This window comes from Paenibacillus caui (assembly GCF_019904135.1).
GTDB lineage: Bacteria > Bacillota > Bacilli > Paenibacillales > Paenibacillaceae > Fontibacillus > Fontibacillus caui.
Window position 1 is genome coordinate 1 of the sequence record NZ_JAIOGQ010000030.1, and the last position, 22,244, is coordinate 22,244.

20 protein-coding genes and 2 pseudogenes are annotated in these 22,244 nt (G+C 46.6%); 4 read left to right on the plus strand and 18 right to left on the minus strand.

Annotated features, from left to right (window positions below):
* Window positions 1-176: 176 nt before the first annotated feature.
* The 3 genes from K7397_RS16625 (at window position 177) to K7397_RS16635 (ending at window position 2,398) form a co-directional block, all read left to right on the plus strand.
* A complete protein-coding gene (locus K7397_RS16625) occupies window positions 177-497 on the plus strand; it encodes an ArsR/SmtB family transcription factor (RefSeq protein WP_223069060.1) in 321 nt (106 codons plus the stop codon).
* Window positions 498-592: 95 nt separating this feature from the next.
* Entirely contained in the window at window positions 593-1,528 is a 936-nt protein-coding gene (locus K7397_RS16630; RefSeq protein ID WP_223069061.1) for a DMT family transporter, read from the plus strand.
* 540 nt (window positions 1,529-2,068) lie between these two features.
* Window positions 2,069-2,398, plus strand: coding sequence for an NAD-dependent epimerase/dehydratase family protein (locus K7397_RS16635; RefSeq protein ID WP_223069062.1), 330 nt, complete (start codon window positions 2,069-2,071; stop codon window positions 2,396-2,398).
* A 32-nt stretch (window positions 2,399-2,430) separates the two neighbouring features.
* Here the strand turns inward: K7397_RS16635 and K7397_RS16640 are convergent, their stop codons facing one another.
* The 12 genes and pseudogenes from K7397_RS16640 to K7397_RS16695 form a co-directional block, all read right to left on the minus strand.
* Window positions 2,431-4,167: a DUF6382 domain-containing protein gene (locus K7397_RS16640; protein ID WP_223069063.1), complete on the minus strand. Its 1,737-nt coding sequence runs from the start codon at window positions 4,165-4,167 to the stop codon at window positions 2,431-2,433.
* Window positions 4,168-4,187: 20 nt separating this feature from the next.
* A complete protein-coding gene (locus tag K7397_RS16645; protein ID WP_223069064.1) occupies window positions 4,188-4,694 on the minus strand; it encodes an A24 family peptidase in 507 nt (168 codons plus the stop codon).
* 18 nt (window positions 4,695-4,712) lie between these two features.
* Window positions 4,713-5,654, minus strand: coding sequence for a TadE family protein (locus K7397_RS16650; protein WP_337926747.1), 942 nt, complete (start codon window positions 5,652-5,654; stop codon window positions 4,713-4,715).
* Between the two features lie 37 nt (window positions 5,655-5,691).
* Window positions 5,692-7,896, minus strand: a complete 2,205-nt coding sequence (locus tag K7397_RS16655; RefSeq protein WP_223069066.1) for a hypothetical protein — start codon at window positions 7,894-7,896, stop codon at window positions 5,692-5,694.
* A 45-nt stretch (window positions 7,897-7,941) separates the two neighbouring features.
* Window positions 7,942-8,607 (minus strand): TadE family protein, encoded by a 666-nt coding sequence (locus K7397_RS16660; RefSeq protein ID WP_223069067.1) that lies wholly within the window; start codon window positions 8,605-8,607, stop codon window positions 7,942-7,944.
* Window positions 8,604-8,798 (minus strand): Flp1 family type IVb pilin, encoded by a 195-nt coding sequence (locus tag K7397_RS16665; protein WP_223069068.1) that lies wholly within the window; start codon window positions 8,796-8,798, stop codon window positions 8,604-8,606. The genes K7397_RS16660 and K7397_RS16665 overlap by 4 nt, the downstream gene beginning before the upstream one ends.
* Before the next feature lie 26 nt (window positions 8,799-8,824).
* Window positions 8,825-9,697: a type II secretion system F family protein gene (locus tag K7397_RS16670; protein WP_337926748.1), complete on the minus strand. Its 873-nt coding sequence runs from the start codon at window positions 9,695-9,697 to the stop codon at window positions 8,825-8,827.
* 12 nt (window positions 9,698-9,709) lie between these two features.
* Complete coding sequence (locus K7397_RS16675) at window positions 9,710-10,534, minus strand: type II secretion system F family protein (protein ID WP_223069069.1); 825 nt, start codon at window positions 10,532-10,534, stop codon at window positions 9,710-9,712.
* A gap of 5 nt (window positions 10,535-10,539) precedes the next feature.
* The gene (locus K7397_RS16680; protein WP_223069070.1) at window positions 10,540-11,769 is read right to left on the minus strand and encodes a TadA family conjugal transfer-associated ATPase; all 1,230 of its coding nucleotides are present in this window, start codon (window positions 11,767-11,769) and stop codon (window positions 10,540-10,542) included.
* Window positions 11,770-11,771: 2 nt separating this feature from the next.
* Window positions 11,772-13,034 (minus strand): P-loop NTPase family protein, encoded by a 1,263-nt coding sequence (locus K7397_RS16685; RefSeq protein ID WP_223069071.1) that lies wholly within the window; start codon window positions 13,032-13,034, stop codon window positions 11,772-11,774.
* A 26-nt stretch (window positions 13,035-13,060) separates the two neighbouring features.
* Window positions 13,061-13,519, minus strand: a pseudogene (locus K7397_RS16690) (thiol-disulfide oxidoreductase DCC family protein).
* 107 nt (window positions 13,520-13,626) lie between these two features.
* Window positions 13,627-13,905 carry a hypothetical protein gene (locus tag K7397_RS16695; RefSeq protein WP_223069072.1) on the minus strand — a complete coding sequence of 93 codons (279 nt, stop codon included), beginning with the start codon at window positions 13,903-13,905 and terminating at the stop codon, window positions 13,627-13,629.
* A 407-nt stretch (window positions 13,906-14,312) separates the two neighbouring features.
* Here K7397_RS16695 and K7397_RS16700 point away from each other — a divergent pair, with 407 nt between their 5' ends.
* Complete coding sequence (locus tag K7397_RS16700) at window positions 14,313-15,668, plus strand: Nramp family divalent metal transporter (RefSeq protein WP_223069073.1); 1,356 nt, start codon at window positions 14,313-14,315, stop codon at window positions 15,666-15,668.
* Window positions 15,669-16,062: 394 nt separating this feature from the next.
* Here K7397_RS16700 and K7397_RS16705 read toward each other — a convergent pair.
* From K7397_RS16705 to K7397_RS16730, 6 genes and pseudogenes are all read right to left on the minus strand, one after another.
* A pseudogene (locus K7397_RS16705) lies at window positions 16,063-17,277 on the minus strand (IS701 family transposase).
* 377 nt (window positions 17,278-17,654) lie between these two features.
* Entirely contained in the window at window positions 17,655-18,413 is a 759-nt protein-coding gene (locus K7397_RS16710; protein WP_223069074.1) for an ABC transporter permease, read from the minus strand.
* Window positions 18,410-19,159 (minus strand): ABC transporter permease, encoded by a 750-nt coding sequence (locus tag K7397_RS16715; protein ID WP_223069075.1) that lies wholly within the window; start codon window positions 19,157-19,159, stop codon window positions 18,410-18,412. The genes K7397_RS16710 and K7397_RS16715 overlap by 4 nt, the downstream gene beginning before the upstream one ends.
* The gene (locus K7397_RS16720) at window positions 19,156-19,869 is read right to left on the minus strand and encodes an ABC transporter ATP-binding protein (RefSeq protein WP_223069076.1); all 714 of its coding nucleotides are present in this window, start codon (window positions 19,867-19,869) and stop codon (window positions 19,156-19,158) included. Before K7397_RS16720 ends, K7397_RS16715 begins: the two co-directional genes overlap by 4 nt.
* 92 nt (window positions 19,870-19,961) lie before the next feature.
* Window positions 19,962-20,972: a sensor histidine kinase gene (locus tag K7397_RS16725; protein WP_223069077.1), complete on the minus strand. Its 1,011-nt coding sequence runs from the start codon at window positions 20,970-20,972 to the stop codon at window positions 19,962-19,964.
* A complete protein-coding gene (locus K7397_RS16730) occupies window positions 20,969-21,646 on the minus strand; it encodes a response regulator transcription factor (RefSeq protein WP_223069078.1) in 678 nt (225 codons plus the stop codon). The genes K7397_RS16725 and K7397_RS16730 overlap by 4 nt, the downstream gene beginning before the upstream one ends.
* Window positions 21,647-22,244: the final 598 nt, after the last annotated feature.

A 22,244-nucleotide genomic window follows, 5' to 3' on the forward strand; every position in this document is an offset into this window, starting at 1 on the left:
TGAAATCGGGTACACTACTTGCTATAACCCTTTCTGCGATTGGATCTCCTTTCTGTGTGGAAACTAAAGGATACCATACAATCGCTTGAGAGGGTTATATTTTTATTGAGAACTTTTCACTGTCCAGAAAGAAAAATAGATATGTTTAAAAGTTTAAACGGACAAGGGTGAATAGGATGGAAAACTATGAATGTACTAACAAAGAACTGGTTTTGGAGAAATTTAAATTAGCAACTCCCATATTCCAAGCCTTAGGAGACGTTAATCGTCAACAAATCATTATGCTATTGCTTGAGCAAGATCGCTTGAATGTCAATCAAATAACGGAAAGAATGAATCTTTCACGGCCGGCAGTTTCTCATCATTTGAAAATATTGAGACAAGCTGGTTTGATTGCTTTTAACAGAAATGGAAATGAAAAATTTTATTCATTAAGTTCCAAAGAATTTCTAAAGCTGATAAAAGAGTTGATTCAAGCTATTGAACAAAGCTATTGAACAAAGCTATTGATTTGTTCTTTTTTTAGGCTTAAGGTTTAAACTTTTAAACTTTTAAACATTGTTATTTCCAAAAAGTCGGGAGGAATTCATTAATGAAGAACAAGAACACCAATCAATCCAAGAGTATCTATATTTTAATGCTGCTCGTTCCTTTATTTTGGGGAGGGGCGTTTGCAACAGCAAAGCATGTCATCACGGAAATTCCGCCACTTATTGCTGCAACACTTCGTTTTGGCATAACAGGAATTATACTGGCGATGGTCGTGACCCTTCAGAAAGAATGGCATTGGAAAGAGATCCGAAAACGTTGGAAAGGTTTATTATTTATTGGGCTGATTGGGGTTTTTGGCTACAACGCTCTCTTTTTTACAGCCTTGAAATATACTTCAGCAACCAACGGCGCGCTAATCATAGCTGCTATGCCTGTATTCACCATGTTAGGCTCCGTATTGTTTGGAAAAGAAACTTGGAGCACCAAATCGGGTATAGGTCTGTTTTTATCTCTGATAGGGGTAGTTATTGTCATTGTTAAAGGTTCACTGTCAGCTTTGTTAGCTCTCTCCTTTAATTTAGGAGACTTGCTTTTTGTAGCAGCTCTTTTCTGTGGGGTTATTTATGGATTAACAGGTAAAGCTATTGTTCAGGGGGCGCCTGCGATGCTATCAAATGCAATCATGATGTTATCCGGCGCAGCTTTTCTGGCGATCAGTACTGTATTTGAAGGCGGTTGGAATAAAGTGCCGAATATGTCGGTACAAAGTTGGATTGAAATGGCCTACATGGTTGTATGTGGAACACTGATCGGCTATGTCATTTTTAATAAAGGCGTAGAACTATTAGGAGGCAGTAAAGCAAGCATGTATTTAAACTTGACCCCTATCGTAACTACATTACTTGCAGTTATTGCATATGGCAGCTCGATTACATTGACTCAAATCGTGGGTATGATCATGGTGCTGATAGGTGTCTATGTTGCGACTGCCAAAACAGGAAGCCGTAAGTCATCTATGAAGCAGGTGGATGTATAATAAGGATGACGTATTCTTGAGACTCCCACCCCTGAAGGGGCAAGATGACACCTTCCGTATCAGTGGGATTCTTGGGTGATGAAACCTCGATCCATTTCTGTTCAAGGAGTATGACCCCAAGTTCAGGGCTGTCTCATCAGCCCGTCCCACGGCAGAGCATATAGCTCCGTGGGCTGGCAGACTGTTATCATCTGCCACAGGTTTGCTCTCACTATGTTTTAGCGTCTTGTTTCTTGACGACTTCATACATTTTACACCCAAGAAGATTTGCTTGAGCAACCCCATATGTATGCTGTTTTCAAAGAGCGAATGATGTTTTAACGTCTTTTGCTTGACGGCTCATAGGAGCTTTACCTGATTATACCCAATCAGGCTTGCCCTGCCTATCCCATTTAGGATGTTCGGGCAAAGCCGTCTTTCATCCCACGATTAAAACCGTGGGCTTTCAGTCGGCAAATTCTGTAAAAAAGTATAATCGTTCTGACCAAATTATCATAAAATCTAACTTTGCACCCTATTCTGGTTTGCGGGGGGGTAAACGTGCGAATCGCAATCGCCGGAGGTACGGACTTTATCGGGCAGGCGCTCAGCAGCTGGTGGCAAAGCCAGGGACATGAAATTGTTATCATCACGCGCTCGCCCAAAACGTCTCAAGGACAACAGAATATTCACCAATTGTCCTGGGATCAGGCGCTTATTAATCCGGACCGCTTAGGAAAACTGGAGGCGATCGTGAACTTGGCCGGTGCGCCGATTAATCAGCGATGGACCGATAAAGCAAAGAAACAAATCATGGAGAGCAGGCTACAGACAGTTCACAAGACAGCAGAGCTGATTCACAGACTCGAATCGGCGCTGCTGAATCTGTAAGAGACCAGTTCAAAATAAAAGGAAGAGGAGCGCTAATCGCTGCAAAGCCTGTAGCTTGCGGAGGCAATCTTGAACTCGTCACCAGGCGACAAGGCATAGTCCTTGTAAGGAACCATGTCCTCTCCGTTCAGCACAGTCCCATTTTTCGAACCCAAATCCTTAATCCGCCACTGTTTATGCTCTACCATCAGCTCGATATGAGCCCTCGATGTTCCTGTTGAGTTTTCCACATACTGGACGACATCCGAAGAACGTCCGATGACAAAACTGCCGGCGCGAAGCTCGATTTTTTGGATAGAATCACTGCCTTTCTCCCTCCGCTCCAGAAAGCCAAGCTGCGGCTTTTGCGGTTCGGCAGGCATGGTTTTGCTGTTCCCGCCCAGCAGCACTGTAGCCTGTCTTGGAGCGGAAAGCAGTTCCGTCCTGCCCGGGGGCTCCACATAACGTTCGCTGGCAGCCATTTCTGCTTTAGGAACGTGTTCAATATTCGTCTCCGATAGATACTCAATGACACGTGAACCTCTCGCCCCTGCCGCATTTTGAGATGGGATCACCGGTACGTCACTTGCTGGAGAGGGAGTTTCTATATCCTCTTCCCAAAGAGACTGGTTCCACCGCCAGCCGGCTTCTTTCCTGTTCGAACCGCTTCCAAATGCCGGATCAACCTGACTCTTCTGATTCTGGCTCCATTCGTCGTTCCAGTCCATTCCGGCCGCCATTTGATGTTGAGCCTGCATTTCAAAAGCTTCACTCCGGTCTCCGGCACCAAATCCTCCGAGTGGTATTGCTCCTTTTAGCAAAAGTACGGCCCCGACGGCTGCAGCGCCGGTTACACCAAGAGCGGCATAAAGTCCACCGCTGCCCGTATGATCCAGATAAAGAAATTTCCACCCTATAGCTGACAACAGTAAAGCTCCCAAAATGCTATATGTACGTTTTCGTGACGCCGCTGCCGGGACATCTTCCCGCTCCTTTACTTCTGAAAGCTCATTCCCTCCACTCTCCATCGTACTCTTATGTACCTGCCGGGCTCCTTCTTCCCCGTCTGAACCTTGTTCCTGGAAGGAAAAGGACGCTGCCACAGGTTTCACATGATTATCTGGCGACATGTGAGCATGAATGGTTCCGTCTGTACTTACAGATGGAATATCCGACCGGTAGGCGGATTCACGTAAGAGAACGGAGCGATCGGACTGTCCCTCCAGCAGCCGGAGCAGCAGAACTTTCATTTCAGTATAGGTGAAGAGTTCGTCGCTCGCGCACAACTTCGCAATTTGCTGAATTCCTTCCCCCTCAAGACCAACAACACACGGTATCAGCGCCATAGCAAAAGCAAGAAACGTTTTAGGGCCGGCGTTAGGCGCAACATCAATTAACGGCACATAGGTGAGGTAAATCGTACCTGAAGATAAACTTCCGTCGACAAAAACAAATGTGTCCTCGAGCAGAAAGTTGGAGGCTTTCAGCATATATTTTTTGGAATCGGCAAGAACCGTTACAACCTGCAATAATAAGCCGTAGAACTCTGCCGGCGCTATTTTTTCGCTTTTAATGACATGGGCCAGCATTCGTTTCCCTGTAATTTCATAATGCAGGCTTACCTGAAAATCCAATTCTTTGACACTGACATTCAATACATTTGGAATACGGGCCGAGGAGAGCATATTGCATTGAATTCTGCTTAATCTGTCTGAATGAATGCCTTTCTCTTCCGTCAAAATCATAAACGTTCCATTATTCTGAATGAAATCCGTACAAAACAAACTCACTTCCGTTCACCTACTTTCCTCTACATATACATGTAAGCCAGAATGGCTCCGGGAATGACCGCAATCATAAACGGAAACCGTACCATGTCATGCCGGGCGGCCTTCAGCGGCTGCACGCTCTGCAGCAGTACGGCGCCATAGACACTGCGAAGCACCCCTGCCGCCCGGCTCATCGTTTCGCCCCTTACCAGCAGGATAGCCAGCCCGATAACACCCGCCGCAATGATGGAATATAGAAGACTGGATAGCGTAAAAGCCGTTCCGGTCCATGCTCCAATTCCGCCAAACAGCTTCACGTCACCTCCACCAACAGCTTTGAAGCAATAGAGAACAAACATTATGCCGAATCCAACGGCAAAGCCTTTACATCCAGACCAAAGACCTTCGAAGCCTCCTGTCGCTCCCTGAAAAGCCAGCCCTGTCGCTGCAAAAGCAATCGTAATCCGGTTTGGAATCTTCATGGTTCGAATATCCGTATAAAATGCTGCAGCAAGAAAGATCATACAGCCGATAAACTGCCACTCCATCCGTTTACCCCCCTCTCGTTAGTCGCCTGAATTCGGGCTTTCCACCGTAAACGTGGATACCGTCTTTCCGCCTTCCGGCGTTTCAATAACAAATTGCCAATTCCCTGGCGTCGTATTTCCGCCCACCAGCCATTCCCATTCAATAATTCCGTTTTCATCTGCGGTAGCAGTTCCCAAATATTTGGCTATACTTTTGCCGCTCTTGTAATAGACCGTTAATACAGCTGACCCTCCCGGACTGATTTTCGCCTTGATCACGGCCCTACGGCCGGCATAAGCTGGATTCGGTTTCTCCAGCACAACCGGATTGACAATCTGTCCCGAATCCTCGTCTGCTCCATCAGATGCATTCAGTTCATCCGTATCGCCAATCCAGAGACGTTCAACGGATTTGCTTTGAATAACGACCTTCTTATAGGTAAATGGCACCCGAATAGGCAGCTCATAACTGATTTCGATTCCGAAATAAGGCGTCTTCCCCGTCTTGAGATCAGGGACAATGACCCTCGTGACATGCACTCTCTCCAGCTCCAATCCGGCCTCATCAAGAAACGGCTCGAGAATAGGCTTCATTACAGGGTCAAGCACGGCTTCTGCCGTTTCTGTCTTTAATTGATCTATCGGCTCCTGCCCTTTCTCGGCAGCCGCCATGATCCAATCCGAAAAAGGCGAGGGCAGTTTTGAGGCGTAAGCATCAGCCCAATCCTTGATTGAGATCGAGGGGAATGTTCCATTTTCCGTTTGCCGTTCACCGTCATCAGCCTGAATGAAAGGATCATCCTGTTTCTTATCCGCTGCCTGAACAGCCAAAAAAATCGGATAGATATGGGCCGAAACCTGCTTAACCGCATTGGAGGCAGCGGCATGCATGCGTGTAGATAGCAGCGTCATTTGAACCATGTAAATAAAAAAGAAGACGAACATAATAAATAACGGAAGAACCAGCGAAGCCTCCAGCACAATGCTTCCCCTGTTGTTGCCCTTTAACCCTGAATTTTTAGTAGGAATCATCCGCGCGCTTGACCGTATAATAGCCGATCCCCTCCACTTCCCCCTGCCGGGAGATTGCCGCGTTCACAGCTTTGGCCACACCCGGGAGAAATAGCAAATGTATGCCGGTTCTGGCCTCTCCCGATACATAAGTGGACTTGTCTGCAGGATCAATTCCCGTATTCAGGCGGATCAGCGCCAGCATCCTCGACAGCCGTCTTTCGCTTGCGCCGTGAATAAGTAAAAATATTCGCAGATGATCCCGATAGCTAAGCGGAACATCCAAATATTTGCTTAGCTGAACGCTGCCCGTCTTTGTAATAGTCAATAAATCCTGGACAGCATGCTCCACTCCATATAACAACGCGGCTGCCAAAATCAAAAGCGGATGTCCCTTGTTTGCATTTACGATAAAACCTTCCATCGTACGGATCGCAAGCCGCATGGCAAAAATTTCTCCATACGCAGCTGCAATATTTCCTGCTGGATTATGAAATCCATAGAGAATATATTCCAATTCCTGGTTCTCCGGTGCAAATTGGTCTGCTGAGGCCGCGCTTTCCGCCGCATTTCCTTTCAGCAAGCCCTCCAATTGGGTAATATCGAATTCCTTAAAATAATCGGCTGCATATTCCGCTTGAAAACAACCGTCTGCCGCATTCTCCATAAATTGTGCTAGACTGCTGTAAAGCTGATCCATCCCCTTCATCGATCCTGATCCCGCATCGTAAATTTCGCCCTGCTGCTCCCGTGCTTCTTCTAGATCCCTGGGCTCTTCATTCAGCTTCAAGCTGTCGTTATAATAGCTTTTCAGCGTATCAAATGCTTGTTGCTGTTCCCGATAAGCGTCCTTGATCCCGGAAAGTCTGCTTATCATGCTTCCTGCTTCCTTGAGCTTTCCCGCAGCTTCCTTCTCGGTTTGATTGATTTCCCCTTCATGCGCACGCAGCTTCTGAATCAGCAGTTCTTCCTTAGCTAGCACTTCATGGTAATGCGTACCATAAGACTCCCCTGCGCCGCCCGACTGCAAAACGGCCGATACGAACGCATTGACATCAATAGTGCCTGGCAAAATGCCGCTTTTCTCCCCAAGCAGCCTTGAAACGCTGCTGTCAATCCTGCTAAAATCCGAACTCTGTTCCTGAATATACGCGGACAATTCCTTGAAAAATGTATCCTCCCGGAGCAGCGATCTGCTCTGCGCCCGAATTTTCTCTATTTCCTGGGTGCCGGCAATCGGCCCGGAGCCGAAATTGCCTACAGTTTCACCCTTGCTTACAGACTCGTAAACATCTCCTTCCGGCCTGTTCTCCGATTCCTCAATTACCCGTTTCATTTCCTCGTTAAGCCCCCGAGCCTGGTCAATCCAGGATGCCGCTTCCTTGAGCAATCTGTCATGCTCGGCTGCTGCCGAATGAAGGCAGCTCGAAACTTTGGCAAAAACATGGGATGTATCCGATCTGTATCGATATAGGTCCAGCGTATAAACTTTTTCAAGTGGCTCGCGAGCCTTGTCCTCTTCCAGCTTGGTCCTGTAATCCTCATATTGAGAGGCGGAGTCGGCTGCTGAATCAATGGAACCCCCGAGAGCAGCACTTACAATCTCGCCCTGATCTGGCTTGATTACAGCGGACAGCTCCTCAACGCTGCCCTCAGCATCCTTTTGAAGCTTAAACGACTGATCAATCAGCTTTTCCCTTCTGTCATAAAGCTTCTGCAGCTTTCCGAGCACATCCATCGTATTGGAAGCCTCCTTCATGACCATTGAGGCAGGCTTCAATTTATTGACAATTTCCAGGGCAAGGTTGACCGGGGCTTTATACTTCATTTGTTCCCTGATCTGCTGGCTGAATACGGGATAAGTTCCAAGCGGTCTTGAAAGCACCACCTCTGATGAATCCAGTTTTGCTCCAATCAGGTTCAGACTGTCGTAGCGTTCGGAATGATTAAAGCCATCCTGGAGAACCTTGGACATAATATAGGAAGCGTCCGTTTCCCCAAAAGCAAACAGTCCGTACCTGGTCATCAATTCGGGTTCGTATGAAGAAAGAACGGATCTGACAGCCGAATGAATGGCCGCTTCCGTTTGCGCCTGAAGGGCAACAATCCTGCTGTAATCGACAAACACAGCCACGAAAGCAAAAACAGCTGCAAATATCATCATTAAAAATGCGCTGACCGCTCCCTGCTCACGGCGCCTCCGGTTAAACATGCCAGTCCTCCTTTCATACCCGAGTCCATTCCTCAATTTACACTGCTATTTGCCGTAAAGCTTCAAAGCTTTTGCCGCTTCCGACCTGCTTGTTCCTTCCCTGCCGTTTCCGCTCTTGCGAAATTTGGCCGTGTAATACCTGGCAAGCTCTACGGTTCTGATCCATTCAGCCGGTTCAACAACATAGGAGACCGATTGCACGGAGAGATTCGGATCCTCCCCCAGCACGTTCTTCAATACGGCCAGCGGGAGCTGTCTTTGAAAGTCCGCCTCTACAGTACGTCTCATCACACCATGCGAATAAGTCATTTTCCCTTCGATGGATTCAGGCAATTCGAGACTGGTTTGCCCCAGCTTTTTTAACGGGAGCGAATCGTTCCCTGTTCCGTCAGCGGGCAAATTCAGAACTGTAGGCCCGGTTTCGTCAGACCAACCGAAGATGGCTTGAAGCATTCCGTCATCACTTAACCTCCAGTACAAGCTGTCGTGTACTCCTCCCTCGTACGCACCCGTCCTTGAATTCCGATGGCTGTTATCCCATGAATACGATGTCCTCTCCGCTGCGACAGCTGCAGCCTGACCCAATAAGGCGTTCTGATACAAATACATGCAAAAGAACAGCAGCACAAGTATGGCCAAGAACACCCCGGGAAGCACGAAAGCAGCTTCGAGCGTATAAGCGCCTTCCTCATCCTTGTATAAAGATTTCATTTGTCATCCATAAATTTCTCGGTTTTGCTCTTTGCTTTGCCAAGCAGGCTTTCAATAATATCCTTGAGCTTGTCCCGAAAAATGATGGCGATAATAACAATAACCGCAATAATCAAAATCATCTCCAGCATGCCAAGCCCATCCTCGTTCTTCCGAAAATTTCCCACCTTGCTTTTAAGCTGCATCAACATTGTTTACCTCCTCATCACTTGCATAGTTAAAAACTCATGATCATAAACGCCGGAGTGCCAACGAGCACCAACACTACGATAAACAGCAGCAGCATGGGAAGCAAAAGCTTGGATGATGCCTGTTCCCCGCGTGTCCGGCTTACCGACTTGCGCTTCTCCCACAGTGATCGGGACAATTCGCGGAGAGCCAGCGTGAAGTCGCTTCCTCCTCTCCTGTAGTTCAACATGACCGCCGTGGAAAAAGAAGCCACTTCCTGAATGCCGCATCTTCTGCTGAATCCTTCCAATGCTTGTCCGAATGAATAGCCTCCTTCACATTCGGCCATCATTTTGGCTAATTCCTGATAAAGCGGATGGCTTATATCCTTTCTGTGGGACAAACAATGCTTGAACGCCTGCTGCACCGTTTCACCTGCGCCTACCAGCAGCATGATCTTGTTAAGCAGCTCGGGAAGCTCAATGATGATCTCCTGTTCGCGCTGGCGGACTTTACCGCGCAGATCGCCAATCAAACCTATCGGCAGCAAAATGGAGAGAATACACCCTATTACAATTCCGGAAGGGTCACCTTCCATTAACAAAGAGAGCAGGCATCCAGCCATAAGCAGCAGATACATATATGAAAAAATCTCGGCAAGAAAGAGCGTCACCAGCTCTCCGCCAATCCTTTCCCCATGCAGCCTCCGAAGCAGACGTCCCAGCTTGAACACCACCATCGGGAAACGCCGGACAACCTTGAGGGTTTCAAGCATAAACAGCATCGGCGGAGCGGCTTTCTGGAGCCTCAGCCCGTCCATTTTCAATCCCGTTAATTTCTTGTACCGACCTTTGGATAAATAGAACAGACAACCCCATATTGCAGATAGAACAATAAAGAACGCTCCGTACCCAACGGCCACATCCACAGCCTCCTATACCCGGATATTCATAATCTTGTTAATCAGCCAGAAGCATAAGCCGAACAGAAGAAGAGCAATTCCCGAAATCAACAGCCCGGTTCCGCTGTATAAAGGACTCATATAATCGGGAGAAGACAGGTTCATAAAGATCAGGAAGAATAGCGGAGCCGCAAGCATAAGCTTTGATTCCATCCTTTTCTGCGCCAGGAGTACGCCAATCTCCATGGTGATTTCCATTTTCTCGCCGATCATGGTTGAAGTTCTCCGAATGACCTCCACCAGATCCCCGCCGGTACGTTTGCAGGCCTGGAACACATCGGCAAAATTCCCAATATCTTCATGGGCAGCCCTCCGGCTAAAATCCTGCAGCGCTTCTTCAATGGCCTGTCCGTATTCAAGACGGGCACAGATAATATTCAATTCCAGAATCATGTCTGTATTGCCGTCAGGGTAAAGGAAACGCAGATCATTAACCGCTTCGCGAAATCCGTTCTCCACAGATCGGCCAGCTGCGAGCGAGCTCGACAAGGAATACAGCATCTGCTTGAACTGCATGCCGAGCGCAGCCCTCCTTCTAGCGAGCAGATAACGGCTCCATATCCCCGGTGCCCAGCCTGCTCCCAATACCAGCAATGATGCCAGATACCATGTGTGAAAAAAGACGTAGCCGATTGCTCCCAGCAGAGCCGCTCCAACCATTACACTGGCTGTCTTTTGCCTTGGCGTAAGGTGAATCACGGTGTAGTCGGGCAGCGCATTTCCTGAAAGAGACCCGGCAGTTCGCGGCTTGCGGGCTTTCACCCGTTTCTTGGGATAGACGCCTCCAAGCAATGTCATTCACCTCACTTACTTCCAAATTCGCCCATGCCGGCCATTTCCAGCTTGACTCTATGAATCAGTTCATTTCCTGTGCTTACAAGCTGCCCTTTCACTTTGCATTCCGACTCCCCTTCCTCCCGAAAAATATACATCGGATTAAGCACCACCTCCCCATGAATCAAGTCCGCTACCTCCGATATTTCGGTCACCCGTCTCGAACGGTCTCTGAGCCTTGATAAATGCACAAAAATATCAATCGCCGAGCTGATCTGCTTTCGTACAACCTGAACGGGCAAATCGGCGCCGCTCAGCACCATCGTTTCCAAACGGCTGATCATGTCCGCCGTGCTGTTGGCATGGCCAGTTGACAAGCTTCCATCGTGCCCGGTATTCATGGCCTGAAGCATATCCAAAGCCTCTGCTCCGCGAACTTCGCCCACCACAATCCGGTTGGGGCGCATCCGCAGCGAGGTCCGGATCAAGTCCCTGACCGTAATTTCTCCCCGGCCTTCCGTATTTGCGTTTCTGGTCTCGAGTGAAACGAGATTGGGGACGGTCACAATTTGCAGCTCCGCAGAGTCTTCAATAGTGATGATCCGCTCGTCCGGCGGAATATACTGGGACAGCGCGTTGAGAAATGTCGTCTTGCCCGACCCCGTTCCGCCGCTGATGAATATGTTGTACTTGCTTCGAACCAGATTCTGAAGAAACAGCGCCGCTTCACCGCTTAAGCTTCCCATCCCGATCATGTCCTCCATGCTTAAGGGCTTCTCCGGGAACTTGCGGATCGTTATTGTCGGACCTTTCAGCGCTACCGGCGGCAGCACGATATTGACACGCGACCCGTCCTTCAGCCTGGCGTCGACAATGGGCGATGATTCGTTAACGACCCGGTTAACGCCGGAAACAATAGATTGAATAATATCTTCAAGGCGCTCCCTCGATTCAAACTGCACACCCAGCCTTTCAACCCGTCCTTCCCGCTCGACAAATATTTCCTCATGGCTGTTGATCATTATTTCACTGATCCGCCGGTCTTCGACCAACGGCTGCAGCACATCCAGCCCGCGAAAAGAATCGAACATGCGGCGCACAAGCCTTCGTTTCTCGGCGGCTGTGCTGTTGGCCACATCCTGCTCCTGCAGCATCCGCCGTTCAATAAATGCAAGCAGTTCTTCATCGGAAAGCGGCGTGGTCATATTGAGCCCTGCGCGAATTTCGCTTCGAAGCGCTGCCAGACGTTCCTCCGTCATATTCATACGCTCCTTGCCAACCGGCCTGATTCCGCAAATAGATGACGGCACAGCTTCAACATATCGCGCCGAAACAGCGGCGTATCGGACAACATTCTGGCTCTGCCTGCCTGCTTCCATTCCGGAATGTAGGAAAGCGTAAGCGCTGGAGCCATTTCCGGGCGCGGTACAGGGCACATCAGCGATCCGCTGTAACGGTTCGATACAAACACCGTCTTCTTCATCAGGACCGAGTAAAATGCGGGCGCGCTTTTCTCCAGAAACTCAAGAAACGCTGCCGACTTATCCAGGGCATCTTCATCATCCGTTAGCAGCCATACCAGTTTGTCGCACCTTTCAAGCACCCCTTCAGAGCGTCCGTCCGGATACGGATCGGTTTCCGCAACAATGAGATCATAGCCGCCGCTAGCCGCAATATAATCGATCAGGCGGGTCGTATCCTGCTTGTCCATCTCCAGCAGTTCCCGAACGTTAGATACGGGAAGGAACATATCGGCCTGAATCAGCGAATGCCTCACTGCATAATGGGCTACCGGTGCATCCGGCAGCTTGTTTCTTTCCATTGCTGCCTTTATGTCATACAGAAGCTTCGCAAAGCCATCCTCTCCATTTCCGCCTGCAAGAGGATATGGCTTTCGAAACGTCTCCAGATTGAGATAAAATACTTTCGCCCCTTCTGTTCCCAGTTGCTTTGCGAGATGCATGGCTACCGTTGTTTTCCCGCATCCTCCGGCTGCGGAATATACCCCAATAACAGGAGCCTCGGACGCTTTCCCGCTTCTAACGGCCGCTTCTGGCGCCAGTGCATGCTCAAGCAACCCTTCCAGCAGTTCGGGCAGAGGCTGGTATTTGCGCTGCACAGGGCCTTCGACCGCTTCCTTGCCACTTTCGCTGAGACAAACCCAGGGCAGCCCTTTATTTCCATCACCGCTGGCCATCCATGGAGACAGAAACGACATCTCGGCAGCAACTACATCTGCCGGGTTTGCCCCGCTGCTTACATGCTTCAGAAACGCTTCTGGCTTACTGAATGCCGTAATTTGAATCCGGCGATTGAATTCACTGCTGCGGACAAAGTCCAGAAGTGCTTCAACATATTGCTGGTCTTCAACGGCCAGCACAATCCGTACAGCCACCGCATGATCGCACCCTTTCCAGGAACGCAAAAAAGCACCGTCAAAAACCGAAATTCGGTTCTTGACGGTGCTTCCGTCCGCATTCCTAATATTTACAATTAGAATATCATAATCCGGTCCGTTTGACAAGCACTAAACCCACCTAAACGGCTGGTTCAATTTTCGTCACCGGAATCCGGGGCTTGACAGCGGTTCTCGTCCTTTTCATCCAGAAAGCGACCGCGAATATCTTCTGTTGGGACGAGACAGGTCTCGTCTCTGCCGAACCAGCGGTATCTGCGGTCTGCAATGTAACGATAAACCCGGTCTCTAATCAATCGCGGAACCAAAATGAAGGCCGCCGCAAGCTTCCAAGGCCATGAAAGCCGCCGCGCGATGCGAAGCGCAGCATCGGAGCGCAAATAGCAGCATCCCCGTTCGATCAGCACGACCGATTCCATCCCTTTTTGAAGAGGAACGCGGAAATCCGTCAGCAGCTTCTACCCAATGTCCGATTGCAGCGGCGCAAATTTGAAATACCCTGTGGGATCGCGCCGGATGATAAATTTCGTTAATCCCTGGCACAAATGACAAACGCCATCAACAAGCACTATAGCACCGTCATTACTTTTCATCCAATCCCTCCGGACAAGGCGATTAACTAACTTCTTATATTAAAAAAGAAAAAAACGCAGGAGACCGCTCCCACGCTTATCTTAACACGTAATCTAATTGCCCATGCTTATTCGCCTAGAGCTTTTTCAAACCAGTGTCCTTCTTCGATCTGCTGTCCAATATTATCTGCAAAGCTTTCCATGCATCTGCAAATAAAATCTTTTCGGCAAACCGGACAAGGGTTTTTCTGCAAGCGGCTGATGTTAGTAAGCTGCCACTTAGGGAAACGGTTGTAGAACACACGGCACTCCGAACCGTCGGCCAAATGAACAATAAATTCGTACAATCCTTCTTTTTCATTGCTGCCGGCCTTAATGACGTTGTCAACGCTCGGTTTGTAGGACATCTTCTTCATCACCCGTTATGTTTAATTTGTTCATTTTCCTTTTTTAGTACTTAGACATATTAATGAATTTTAGGCAGCCTGTCAACTTGAATATGAAGCGAACTGATTTCAATCGGAACGGGTTCAAATCGGTGGAACGTTTCAAAGAGCTGTTCCGGATTCGTGCCTCGGCCTCCGAACCGCCCAGAATTCGAATACGTTTGGGATGTCAAAATTGTTTAAATTGCATACATTAGGTTTACGCCGATACCTTTAATAGTCTGAATCCAAAAAAACATATACTAGATCAACTAAAAAATTTAAATAAAAAAGCGTTTGCACCAAAAAGTTTCCCTAGACAAAAATTATTGTAGATGTACAATAAGACTGAAAGTAAAATTTCCATGCAGAACTAAAGGGTGATATTCATGAATGATGCATATGAAAATAACAACTCTCGTTTGAACGGCTGGAGATTGGATACGGCCCAGACTTCGCCTTCATTGCCTGAATCCCATCGTTCGCTGCGGATTCCCACAACAGGCTCCAACCTTAAGAAATTTTTGGCTTTTGTAGGCCCAGGTTATATGGTAGCCGTCGGTTACATGGATCCCGGCAATTGGGCGACAGACATTGAAGGGGGTTCCCGGTTCGGCTATACCCTTCTGTCCGTTATCCTGATCTCCAATCTGATGGCGATTCTGCTGCAATTTCTTGCGGGAAAGCTAGGCATCGTTACTGGGAAGGATCTAGCGCAGGCCTGCAGAAGCCATTATTCCAAACCGGTTTCTTTTTCACTCTGGATTCTGTGCGAGCTGGCCATTACCGCTACGGATCTGGCCGAGGTTATCGGCTCGGCCATTGCGCTCCATCTTCTGTTCGGGTTGCCTCTGATCTATGGGGTGCTGATTACCGCAGTCGATGTCCTATTAGTCCTGCTTCTGCAGCATAAAGGCTTCAAATCACTGGAAATATTCGTGATCGTCCTAATCGCTACCATCGGCATTTGCTTTGGAGTCGATTTGTTCCTGGCCAAACCCGAAATGAGCAGCGTCCTGGCAGGTTATGTCCCGAATACAGAACTGATCACAAATCCCGCCATGCTCTACATTGCGATCGGCATTCTTGGCGCAACGGTTATGCCGCATAATCTCTATCTGCATTCATCCATTGTCCAAACGAGACGGTATGATCAGTCGATTCAAGGGAAACGCCAGGCTATCAAGTTTATGACCTGGGACTCCACCATTGCCCTTACCCTTGCCCTGCTGATCAACTCCGCTATTTTGATCGTGTCTGCGGCAACTTTTCACATGGCGGGAATGACCACCGTTTCGGATATCGGAGATGCCTATAACCTGCTTACCCCGCTTGTCGGGACTACGCTGGGCAGCATCGTGTTTGCCATCGCCCTTCTTGCCTCCGGCCAGAACTCGACACTGACGGGCACATTAGCCGGGCAGATCGTCATGGAGGGATTTGTGAACATTCGTCTGCAGCCTTGGCTGCGCCGATTGATTACCCGGTTGATTGCCATCATTCCGGCAGTTATTGTAACCGCCCTATATGGAGAAGGCGGCATCCAGGACTTGCTCGTATTCAGCCAGGTCGTATTGTCCCTGCAGCTTCCGTTCGCAGTTGTACCTTTGATCCGGTTTACAAGCGACAAAACCAAAATGGGGGCTTTCGCCAACAAGCTCTGGATCAATGTACTGGCCTGGTTCATCGCGACAGTTATCATTCTGCTCAATGTATTTCTGATCATCCAAACGCTGACATCCTGAGCATACTAAAACAGGCCCTCCCGGTTGAATCCGGAAGGGCCTGTTTTGCTGTTTATTTTGAAAAAAAGAAACAAAAAACGATCCAATCCGGATCGTTCCTTCTTCGCTCTAATAGTAGAAATGCGGTAGAGAGGACTCGAACCTCCAGGGCGTAAGCCCACTACCCCCTCAAGGTAGTGGGCTAGTTTGGATCAATTCAGATTAATTATGACAAAGCCCGTTGTAGCGGGCTTTTTGTATTTGTTCATGTGTTCTAATACGGTTAATTATAATGGCTGTTGTTGAATTTGGTCAACAATTCGTCAACAAAATAATTATAAAACCGATCACCCTAGGCAAGAATGATTAAAACTATAAATGAGCAAAAACGGATACAGAAAATTCCAGAAGTAAATTAGGCAAGCTTGAATCGCTCGCAGACAGCCTGAAACGAAATACCCTTTCGGGCGGATTCGTAGACAAACCAGAGGCGATCCCGCTGGACTTGCTTACGTACAGAGCGCAGTCCATCGCCAAAAGGGCAAGCGTATCCTAACCCAACCGTGCAATACAGATGAGTCCAAGCCAAGAGGGTCCACAAACGGATAAAAGCTTTAGCCGTGCGAACCTGATACGTGTCAAAACCTAAATTATTTTGGGATTGGCGAAAGAAAATCTCGATAGGCCAACGTTTGGCGTAGTACGATGCAATGGTTTCCGTTTCCAATGAAATATCAGTGCAGCAAAAAGCGCGCAACGCCTTCGGCTCTCCAAAAGCCTGCTTCGGCCAGCAAAGTAAAACTACGGCGTTGTCGATTCCATTTAATGCTCCTTCATAACGATACATCCAGTACGACGAGCCGTTCACGGTAACGAGGCGAACGTCTTTCTTACAGATGTGCCGCGCAAAGTCTTGGACGGAGATCCGGATGCCTTGAGGGTAGAGAATCCGATTGGTTTTCAGTGCGCCGATGACCTGATAGCCTGCAGCTGTGTAAGCATCGATGACGCGAGGACAGGTGAACCAGGAATCTACCAAACAATACCCGCCATGAGGCGGCAGTGGCAAAGTCTGAGCCAGATCACAAACCCGGTCGATTTTCGTGTATACCCTGCCATCCGGGTGAGTGAACGTCTTGTGGGGTATAGATCAATGGAATGAATCAGGGATAGGTTGGAACAGCCCAGAACCGTGGCCTGCACCTGATGTCCCCAGACTACCTTGCCCAGCAGATGGGAGTGATGAAAGTCAGCTTGCTCCATAGGTGAACGAGCCTGTGACGAAGGCTTCGTCTTTTGAGCAATCGTATCGTCGTGAATGACAAAGATCGGCTCCTTTGTGTACTGGGAGCTTTCCAGGATCTGGCGAAGGGATTCGGTTTTGACTTTGTTTTGCAACACGCCTTCGTCCCATACGCCTTCAGCGAGAAAATGGCCCAATGTGGTACGATGGCAGTCGCTATATTCCTCCAAATCCGTAACCTTCCCCCGAAACCCTTTGGCAGTTGCCGCTGTCATGTATGTCTCCACATGGGCTAAGACCGGCTTGGAAAAATACAGAGGCAAGCCGATGCTGCAACAAATAGTTGCGAATCGCGGTAGGTTCAGGTACGATGGCGGTATGGGACATAGTGATTTCTCCTTCGTAAAAAGTGTGTTGTGGTGACTACTTTTTAACACAAGGAAAGCACTTTGTCTCTATTCTTTTTCGTCTTCCAATTTACTGGAAGTGAATTTGCTCATTTATAGCTTATTACATTCTTAACTATTTTTCTTACCGCATTTTATCTATTTTCTAACCAACCATCATCTATTCTTATCAATATCATCTTCACTGCTTCATTGTTTCTGGTTATCGCAAAGAGGAATCAGATAGATATGAGAAAAGAGTTCTCTTGGTTAATTTCAAAAGTTCTTCGCTTTCGCTCTTCATAAATCGGTTTACACATATTCTTTTCCAGAGGGAAAATTTATTACCGTATTATGTAAAAATAATGAAGCCTAAACTTAGGCATCTCGTTTACAGTAAAATACAATAGCTACTGTAATAAAGATCAGGGTCCATAACATTGAAATACCTGTCCCTTGCATTGGTGTAAGGGCATTTATTTCATCAGAGGAAGGCGCCATATACATATAATATCCTGCCGTATCCGGAAAACAATTTTTATATCTAGGCAGAAAATCTCTCGTCAATGGACTTAAAATGAAATAATAACCAAGCAGTACCACTAAAGCAGGAGTGGTTCGTCTTAATAAAGCTCCCATAGCTGCACTGAGAAGTGTGGTTAATGTTAGATAGCCTGTTGCACCTGCTAATGCATCTATCATTGTGTCTATTTCAAACCCTACTGCTGTGTCTCTCATCCTAATAAAAGTATAAAGTACACCTGATGCAGCAATAATAAAAGCCGCAGGAATGGTTATGATTGCCAATGCCAAATACTTCGTGGATAGTTGAAGCCCACGCCAAGGTATCGTAGTTAATGTAGTTCGAATCTGTCCACCGGTATACTCCGAACAAGTAGCTAAGATCCCAAGAATAATGAACCCTGCTTGAAGATATTCCATAGAAGCAAGCCCTATATTCAGTATACTTTGCGTCCCTGCTGCACCTTGTAGACCAACCGAAGTAAAAGCTGCAGCTAAAAGTAAATTAAGAATGAATGTACCCATAAGAGTGAGCCATGTCAATGGTAATGTAACTAATTTATCCAGTTCAGCACGAAGGATGTGTGTTATCTTTCTACTAGAAGGGACACTCATGATGCAACGTCCCTCCTATGGAATACAATAGCTGCAACAATGAAAAGAACGACTACCCAGGCAAACATGACTAAACCGCCTGTGAACGGGGTGTGAAATCTGTCGCTCGTAAACATAAACATTTCAGCGCCAGCCCTATCTGGTAAGTAAAACGCCAACTTTGTAACCTTAGAAAGCAGGAAACTGAATGATACAACGGATGTATTTATGATGAGCACAGCAAGCGGAATAATGCCATTCTTAGTTAGAACAGTAATCCCAAATGCCAAAAGAGCAGTGAATGTCCAGTAACAAACTGCACCGATCAGTTTAGACCATTCAAATGCAGGGGTATATTCACCAAGAACAAGATGCGTGGCTGACAAAGTTGTCATAATAGCAACAACACAAAGCAGTATGCTGATTACTGTCACAGCGCCTGCTTTTGCCAGCAATAAATGAAGTCGGGATGAAACAACCGTTAAACTTGTTGTAATCTGTTGTCCTCCACCAGATTCACTGCTCTCTGTCAAATACTCACTGCTGACAGCAAGCACACCGAGAATAATAACACCTTGCACACCAAGAGCTAATCCAATATAGCCAACTTCCGATAGCCGTGTGCTAACTCCAGCTATAATCTCCTCTTTTTCTGCTATGCTGTCCAAGGCAGCAATGACCGCTGGGCCAAATGCTCCAATAAGAAAGGCAAGCCAAATGCTCGGCAGGGAGAACAATTTAGATAGTTCTGCGTTAAATGCTCTCATACAACGTCACCTGCTTTGTCAGATGTCAGGGCAAAAAAGGCTTCCTCTAGCGAGGAATGGTTACCTATTACTTCTTCCAAGGTTCCATCTGCAACGATTTTTCCATGCTTAATAATCACCACGTCATCAACAGTTTCTGCAAGCTCTCCCATTAGATGACTGGATAGTAACACCGTGTTTCCAGACTCAGCACGTTCACGTAAAAATGTCCGAATAAAGCGAATTCCTTCCGGGTCAAGCCCGTTCACGGGTTCATCCAAAACCAATATTTGGGGATCACCTAGTAGCGCAGCCGCCATTCCGAGTCTTCTCCCCATACCCAGGGAATATTTTCCCACTCTTTGACCAGCTGCATTAGTAAGACCCACTATTTTCAGAACTTCCTCGACACGTGAGCTAGACAATCCTGCGGCACGAGCAATCCAACGTAAATGTGCCCGCCCTGTTCGCCTACGATGAGCTCCAGATCCATCCAGTGCGGCACCTATTGTCGTTAAAGGATTATGTAATTCTGCGAATGGCTTGCCATTAATTAGTGCACTCCCTGAGGTGGCACGATCTAATCCAAGCAATATGCGAAGTGTAGAGCTTTTACCTGCCCCATTTGGACCTAAAAAACCAGTTACTTTACCTGGCCTAGCTTTAAAACTAATACCTGATAAGATTTCTTGAGTTCCGCGATGTTTGACTAAGTTATCAATTGTAAGCAACCACAACACTTCCTTTCTGTTATGGTTCTAATTATAAAGAAGCAAAGTTACATCTCGGTGAGCATGTTGTTTAATTCTGGGTTACCTTTAGGTTAAGCTCTACCGATAGCTACTCTTGTGCCATTTTCATTTGATGTAAAATCAGCTTTCAGCTTCATTTTTTTCAACATATAATTTGAAATCGATAAACCAATCCCCGCCCCACGCTCATAGGAAGAGTTATCCATACCTGGACCTCTGTCCGCAACAATGATCAGTTCTTTATCTACATCAACCGCAATGTTTGCATATTTCCCCTCTGCTGCATGGCGAATAATATTCTGAAATAAATTATCCAGAACCCGTGTCATCCATGTAGGATCTGCTTCCCAATAAAAAGTTTCGTCTGCCGGTAAATCAACATCGAGCTGAATTTCTTTTTCTTCAAATACAGGATACCACGCAGCAACAGATGCTCTTACTAAACGTCCAATATCTGTTGAAACGGGCCCAAAAGGATGTTTCCCTGAGGTAAGCAATGTATAGGAAAGTAAATCATCCATTAGATCTCCGACTCTTGTAATCGTATGGTTGATCTCTGTTAATGAGTTTTGTCCTTCTAAACTCATGGATTCTTTATTTAATCTGGTGACATGTCCTCTCAAAATGGTAAGTGGCGTTCGTAAGTCGTGAGATAAATTCGCAATGAGCCGATGTCGTAATAATTCCTCTTCATATTCTCGCTTGCGACTGTCTTCAAGCTGCTGAATCATCCAATTATAAGAACTTCCTAACTGGTCTATTTCATCCATACGATCACTTTGGACAGATATGGATTTAGGAAATGAGTTATTATTAGCTGGAAATGACATGACTTCCTGTAAGCGGGCGAGACGTTTTTGAAGTTTCAAGAAGAACAGCCAAGATAATATAACAAATGCGACAATAATAAAACCAAACAATAGCACGGTAACATAAAATAGATTTAACGTATTCATACCTTTTTCATTGATATCAGAAAACCCAAAAAACGCACTGAAGAAAATAAGCACAATAGGAGGAAAAAAGATAAATAGAAAATGTACTTTTAGAAAACGACGAAATAATGATCTATTCTGTTTCATAGTTTCACCCGATAGCCTATTCCTTTCAACGTTTCAATAATCTCTGGGGAATCCGGATGACGTTCCAGCTTTTGACGCAGTCGATGGATATGCACCATTATGGTTTTATCACCAGTGATATAAGCTTCTTCCCAAATAGCTTCATAAATTTGTTCTTTCGGTAAAACTTGATTAGGGTGGCGTAGGAAATACATTAAAATTTGATGTTGTTTCCCTGTCAATATAATTTCTTCTCCTGTACGTTTGTCAAATACCATTTGAACTTCCGGATCTACTTCAATATGATTCCCTAATGAAATGCGCTCGGAATGTGCTCCACCACTTCGACGTATTAATACTTCTAATCTTGCAACTAATTCATCCGTATGGAATGGTTTCGTTAAGTAATCATCAGCAAATTGTAAACCGTCTACCTTATCATCTATCGATGTTCGAGCAGATAACAGCAATATAGGAACAGCAGGAGCTGCCTTTTTTAATCGTTTTCCCACCGTAAATCCGTCTAACCCGGGTAACATGATATCCAAAATAACGACTTCATGCTGATTTACTTCTCTTTCGGCACCTTCGCCAGAAAGCAGCCATTGAACCGAAAATCCTCGCTGTTCCAATTCTTCTTTTACCCAACTGCCTATCTTCTCATTATCTTCAATATATAACACGCTTCTTTTCAAGTAACATCCCTCTCTCTAAATGGGGTTCACTATTAGACAGATTAACACAATCTAAAAACCAGCAGCACGTTGAATTCTAAACTCCATTTGATTGGTCTTGAATCCCTTATAGAACAAGAACTTCTCTCTTCGTCGAATCTTCCTTTCTAAGCCCGACCCGCTGCGCTGCCAGGCAAATAACCAAAGAGCTTCAATAGCGGCTTTGTCGTGCAGTCTAATAACAACCATGTAATGATTGAGCCGGTCGTTCTACACTCCCGCAAGAACATTACGGAAATCCGCGAGTTCTTTCGAGAACAGTATAGATGAAAGTAAGAAAATCCATAGTATAAATTATAATATGGGAAATGAGAAATGTTGTATTTGACGTTGATATACTTTGACGATAAGAATCATGCGTACCAGTATTCTCCTCTTTGGTATCCCTTTGTAGAGCCACGGACACTTCACATCTTTGAAAGTACACACAGCACCGAAGCTGGTGTGAAAACTACATTTGGCAGGCTTATAATGCATGTTCTTTTATCAAAAAATCAACTTTGTGTAATTTCAGGTCCGATGTATCAGCATAACAATATGTTTAGATGATCATCAAATC

What these genes read in the sequence shown, in the direction of transcription:
- K7397_RS16675 (WP_223069069.1), bottom strand. Translation starts at nt 10,534, where the DNA reads ATGACATTGCTTGGAGGCGTCTATCCCAAGAAACGGGTGAAAGCCCGC.
- K7397_RS16665 (WP_223069068.1), bottom strand. Translation starts at nt 8,798, where the DNA reads ATGTTGATGCAGCTTAAAAGCAAGGTGGGAAATTTTCGGAAGAACGAG.
- K7397_RS16695 (WP_223069072.1), bottom strand. Translation starts at nt 13,905, where the DNA reads ATGTCCTACAAACCGAGCGTTGACAACGTCATTAAGGCCGGCAGCAAT.
- K7397_RS16660 (WP_223069067.1), bottom strand. Translation starts at nt 8,607, where the DNA reads ATGAAATCTTTATACAAGGATGAGGAAGGCGCTTATACGCTCGAAGCT.
- K7397_RS16655 (WP_223069066.1), bottom strand. Translation starts at nt 7,896, where the DNA reads ATGTTTAACCGGAGGCGCCGTGAGCAGGGAGCGGTCAGCGCATTTTTA.
- K7397_RS16725 (WP_223069077.1), bottom strand. Translation starts at nt 20,972, where the DNA reads ATGAAACAGAATAGATCATTATTTCGTCGTTTTCTAAAAGTACATTTT.
- K7397_RS16700 (WP_223069073.1), top strand. Translation starts at nt 14,313, where the DNA reads ATGAATGATGCATATGAAAATAACAACTCTCGTTTGAACGGCTGGAGA.
- K7397_RS16715 (WP_223069075.1), bottom strand. Translation starts at nt 19,159, where the DNA reads ATGAGAGCATTTAACGCAGAACTATCTAAATTGTTCTCCCTGCCGAGC.
- K7397_RS16625 (WP_223069060.1), top strand. Translation starts at nt 177, where the DNA reads ATGGAAAACTATGAATGTACTAACAAAGAACTGGTTTTGGAGAAATTT.
- K7397_RS16710 (WP_223069074.1), bottom strand. Translation starts at nt 18,413, where the DNA reads ATGAGTGTCCCTTCTAGTAGAAAGATAACACACATCCTTCGTGCTGAA.
- K7397_RS16680 (WP_223069070.1), bottom strand. Translation starts at nt 11,769, where the DNA reads ATGACGGAGGAACGTCTGGCAGCGCTTCGAAGCGAAATTCGCGCAGGG.
- K7397_RS16645 (WP_223069064.1), bottom strand. Translation starts at nt 4,694, where the DNA reads ATGGAGTGGCAGTTTATCGGCTGTATGATCTTTCTTGCTGCAGCATTT.
- K7397_RS16630 (WP_223069061.1), top strand. Translation starts at nt 593, where the DNA reads ATGAAGAACAAGAACACCAATCAATCCAAGAGTATCTATATTTTAATG.